The organism is Minwuia thermotolerans, assembly GCF_002924445.1.
GTDB lineage: Bacteria > Pseudomonadota > Alphaproteobacteria > Minwuiales > Minwuiaceae > Minwuia > Minwuia thermotolerans.
This window is the reverse complement of the sequence record NZ_PIGG01000043.1, coordinates 1-4,938: the sequence shown is the minus strand read 5'-3', so window position 1 is coordinate 4,938 and position 4,938 is coordinate 1. Positions and strand designations below refer to the sequence as shown.

The 4,938-nt window shown below is 63.2% G+C and carries 2 protein-coding genes and 2 pseudogenes; 3 read left to right on the top strand and 1 reads right to left on the bottom strand.

Annotated features, from left to right (window positions below):
* The 3 genes and pseudogenes from CWC60_RS14125 to CWC60_RS14110 all read left to right on the top strand — a co-directional run.
* Positions 1-183, top strand: a pseudogene (locus tag CWC60_RS14125) (IS630 family transposase); the annotation flags it as partial.
* 523 nt (positions 184-706) lie between these two features.
* Positions 707-1,426, top strand: a complete 720-nt coding sequence (locus CWC60_RS14115) for a DNA/RNA non-specific endonuclease (protein ID WP_109794592.1) — start codon at positions 707-709, stop codon at positions 1,424-1,426.
* A gap of 268 nt (positions 1,427-1,694) precedes the next feature.
* Positions 1,695-4,754 (top strand): Eco57I restriction-modification methylase domain-containing protein, encoded by a 3,060-nt coding sequence (locus tag CWC60_RS14110; RefSeq protein ID WP_109794591.1) that lies wholly within the window; start codon positions 1,695-1,697, stop codon positions 4,752-4,754.
* A 36-nt stretch (positions 4,755-4,790) separates the two neighbouring features.
* On the opposite strand, the pseudogene CWC60_RS14105 reads toward CWC60_RS14110, so the two are convergent.
* Positions 4,791-4,938 (bottom strand): annotated as a pseudogene (locus tag CWC60_RS14105) (IS3 family transposase); the annotation flags it as partial.

Here is a 4,938-nt window from a genome sequence, read left to right as displayed (position 1 = left end):
CGGCTCAGCAAGCGTCGCCTGAAGCGCGGCGTGTTCCATTCGCTGGTCGACCTGCAGGCCGCCATCAATCGCTTCGTCGCCGAGCACAACCAGGAGCCCAGGCCGTTCGCCTGGACCGCCGATCCCGACAGGATCATCGAAGCCGTCAAACGCGGGCACCAAGAGTTAGATTCGCTCCACTAGTGGTGCGAAACTAGCGGAAATCACCCCGATAAAGCCGGTCTGCGCGCCCAACCCCACCGTTGCAGCGGAACTCGTTTGTCAGGGTTTGACCACTAGCCCCTGCCAGCCGCGGGAAATTGCCGTTTCAAAATTAACATTTGTTAACATTGCGACGGCGCGCACCGTGTGTACTTCTCAATTTCGGCGGCGGTCATTCGTTCAGCGCTTGTTGAACCGCCGGGCTCCCGCCGATGCTGATAGACACTTTCCGCGAGCCGCATACTCCGCACCTTAGCGCCCGCTTCATCCTGTCCAGCGGGCAGTCGCCTCCAAGCCGTCTCGCCAGCCCCGGAAGGTCCAGCGTCGAGCAGTGACGGCATTCATCGCAGAACGCGTGGACTTGGAAGCCGTCAAAGTCGGCGAGGGTTTCGAGGTTGATCGGGCGATGCATGAACGCCATGAGAACACGCATTGCCTCCGGGCTTGCCTGTCATAGCGTCGCACTTCAGGATGACAGCAACGGGGAATTGCAGAGGGGCAGGGAATGCGAGCGCTGATCCTGTGCGTCGGGCTTCTCTTGCCCCACATAGCCCCCGCCCAGGTGATCGAGATCAATTATGAGGGGTTCAAGGTCTGGGTCGATTGCGATCGCCGCGGGGCGGTGCTCTTCCACTACATCGCCGGCCCGGACACGGGAAACGGAGAACGCGAATCCGGCTACAAGCACGATCCGGAAATTCCGGCGCGTTGCCAGTCCCTGAGCACGGACACCTTCCAATCGACCATCCCGGATGGCGGGCCGCGCTATGACGTTGGCCACCAGGTGCCGGCCAATCACATGGACGGCTCGGAAATGGCCATTGCCCAGACAAACTACTGGACGAACCTTCTGCCGCAGACGGCATCCATGAACCGGGGCGCGTGGCGCGAGACGGAAGATATCATCGAATGCCTGCGGGACCTGGTACCGCTGGAAGTGTGGGGCGGGCCGATATGGGGCGCGAACTTCGCGGATGACCGCTTTGTCGGCACGCATGGCATCCAGACGCCGGCAGCCTTCTGGAAGGTCGCCATTCGAATGGACAGCCGGGAGGCGAATGCCTGGATCGTCCCGAACGGCCCAGCGCCGCGCAGCTCGCTGGATCAATGGCTGGAGACGGTCGCGACCGTCGAGAAGGTCACGGGCCTGACCTTCGATGCCATTAACAAGCACGCAAAGCCGCCGGCATCATGGGTGCGGCCTGAAGGCTGCGACATTAGTTAGGGACCTTCATGGCTGGTCTCTACGCCCCTTCCACACATGCCGCAACGAGGGCCCTGCCCTTACTGCGTCGGATAACGCCGAGTTCTGCTCGGCAGGACTACTCCCCGACCCCCGCTGTCCGCCGTTTCAATATCAACATTTGTCAACATCCCGAGGGCCGCGCGGACGCGACGGCCGCCATCAGTTCCGGGGGCCGATGCGGCGGCCCGGGCATTCGCCTAGACTTGGGGCGATTCGCACTCCGTCCCGAACCTAAGGGAACCTAAAATTGCCGGCCGACCGCATCTTTCAGGGCAGCCTATTTACCCACGACCTGTTACAGGATTCGGTTGCGCAACTGCCCGACTGGCAGGACCTGGACGACAACGCTGTCGACGCGTTAGGCGCACGCCTGCGAGCGATCTTCGACCGCTTTCCGGTCGACAAGACGCCGAATGAAAGCCAGACCGAAGACGATCTTATCTGGCCGGTCCTCGCCGAGCTGGGCTGGACCGCGACGCTGCGGCAACAGAACCTGGCCGCCCGGGGCCGCGAGGACGTGCCCGACGGCCTGCTGTTCGCCGACGACCAGGCCAAGGCCCGCGCCAATCGCCTCGCCGAGGAATGGAGGCGCTACGGCCTCGGCCTCGCCATCGTCGAATCCAAGCGTTGGCTGCGCCCGCTCGATCGCCGCTCCGGCCGCCGGGGCGAGGAAATCGCGCCGTCGACGCAGATGCTGCGCTATCTCCGACGTGCCGAGGACCTGGCGGAGGGCAGCTTGCGCTGGGGCATCCTGACCAACGGCGCCCGTTGGCGGCTCTATTGGCAGGGGGCGCGGTCGGTCTCCGAACAGTTCTTCGAGGTCGACCTGGCGACGGTCCTCGACCTGCCCGATCACAATCAGGGGCTGTTCGCGCTCGACGCCGACGAACGCCGCCACTGGCTGAAGCTGTTCGTTTTGGTCTTCCAGCGCGACGCCTTCTTGCCCGCCGGCCCCGACCCGCGCACCTTCCATCAGCGCGCCCTCGAAGAAGGCCGCTTCTACGAACAACGCGTCGCCGGCGACTTGTCGGAACTTGTCTTCGTCGACGTCTTCCCCGAACTGGCTCGCGCCATCGCCGCCGCTGCACCCGACGCGCCCTTCGAGGACGTACGGGAGGCCGCGTTGGTGTTCCTCTACCGCCTGCTGTTCATCCTCTACGCCGAGGACCGCGACCTGCTGCCGATCCGCGATCCGCGTTACGGGGGCTATGGCCTGCGTGAGAACGTCCGTCGCGACGTCGGCCGGCGGAAGGACCAGGGCGACGTCTTCTCCCCCACAGCCGCGCGCTACTGGGGCGCCGTCGACGATCTCTGCCGCGCCATCAGTCACGGTGACCCGGCGATAGGCCTGCCGCCCTACAACGGCGGGCTGTTTGACCCGGACCGCACGCCGCTGCTCGCACGCATTCGCATCGGCGACGCTGTCATGGCCCATGTCGTCGACCGCCTGTCATTCGAACGCACCGGCGACGGGCGGAAATACATCAACTACCGGGATCTCGGGGTCCGCCAGCTCGGCTCGATCTACGAACGGCTGCTGGAACACGAAATCGCCCGCGACGGCGACGGCGACGGCGACGGCGACGGCATCGTCATCCGCCCCAACATATTTGCCCGCAAGTCCTCGGGCAGCTATTACACCCCCGACGACCTTGTAGGGCTGATCCTGCGCGAGACCGTCGGCCCGCTGGCCGACCGCCCCATGGAATCATTCATGGACAAGGTCGACGAACTGGCCGCCGGCGACATGCCCGACCATCGCCGCATTGCCGCGCTGAAGGGCATCGATCCCGCCTCGCGGATTCTCGATCTCAAGGTCTGCGACCCGGCAATGGGGTCGGGGCACTTCCTGGTCGGCCTGGTCGACGCCCTGACCGACCACGTCCTGGCCGCGATGGCGGATGCCGAGTTGCTGATCCCCGCGGAATGGGGCGACTACGTATCGCCGCTGTCGGAACGGATCGACCATATCCGCGTCACCATTCAGCAGAACGCCGAGCGGCGGGGCTGGACGGTCGACGACGAACAGCTCGACGATCGCCACATCGTCCGCCGCATGGTGCTGAAACGCTGCGTCTACGGCGTCGACAAGAACCCGATGGCTGTCGAGCTGGCCAAGGTCTCGCTCTGGCTGCACACCTTCACCGTCGGCGCGCCGCTGTCCTTCCTCGACCACCACTTGCGCTGCGGCGACAGTCTGTTCGGCGCCTGGGTCAAGGCCGGCCTCGACCGCGCGAAGGCGCACGGCGGCCCCCTGTTCCTGGCCGGCCCTGTCGAACGCGCATTGCGCGCCGCCAGCCCCATGCAGATTATCGAGGGGCTGACCGACGCCGAGATCGCTGAGGCCCATCGTTCGGCCGATGTCTTCGCCGAGGTCGAGGAAATGACCGCGCCGTTGGCCGCGTTTCTTTCGTTCGTTCATGCACTCGAATGGCTCGACATACGCGATGCCGAGGATCGCAAGGCGCTCGACAGCTTCTTCAATGGCGCCTTGGGCGATCCGGTTGCCATCACGCACGGCACCGCCGAGCCGAATGCTTCGAAGGCAAACGGCCGCCGCTTCACCGCCATCCTCGACCGTGCGCGCACGCTGATCGCCGAGGAACGCTTCCTCGCCTGGCAAGTCGCCTTTCCCGGTATTTGGCAGGACTGGGAAGGCGAAGGCCTGACCGGCGGTTTCGACGCCGTCATCGGCAATCCGCCCTGGGACCGGGTGAAGCTGCAACAGGTCGAATGGTTCGCCGCCCGCCGCCGCGAGATCGCGATGCAGCAGCGCGCCGCTGACCGCAAGCGCATGATCGCCGGATTGCAGGCCGCCGGCGACCCGTTGGCAGCCGACTATGACAGGGCGGCGAACCGGGCGGAGACGGCGGCACGGGTGGCTCGGAAGGCCGGTGACTATCCGTTGCTTTCAGGCGGTGATGTGAATCTCTATTCCTTGTTCGTCGAGCGCGCGTTTCAACTTGTTAATTCAGACGGCTACGTCGGTATTTTGGTGCCGTCAGGTATTGCATCTGATCAAACATCCTCAAAATTTTTCAAGCAAATATCAACCGGCGGCATGTTGAGAGCTCTCTATGATTTTGAGAATAAAGGCACAAAACGAAGCCTGTATTTCCCAGATGTGCATGCCCAATTCAAATTTTGCACATTCATATCCACAAAAACGTATCGCAATGGAAATGCAAAGTGCGCATTCTTTATCAATAATACCAGTGATCTAAATAGTACGGAAAAAGTATTCGAAATGTCTCCAGATGATTTTAATCGAGTAAATCCAAATACTGGAACTGCCGCCATATTTTGAACCGCGCCGAGTTTCCCGGAGGCAGTTTCGTTTGAGTCATGCGGCCACGGCGGATTGCTCCGGCATGGCGTAGTAGCGCTCCTCGGCTTCGGCCGGCGGGATGTTGCCGATGGGCTCCAGCAGCCGGCGATTGTTGAACCAGTCGACCCATTCGAGGGTAGCGAACTCGACGGCCTCGAACGAG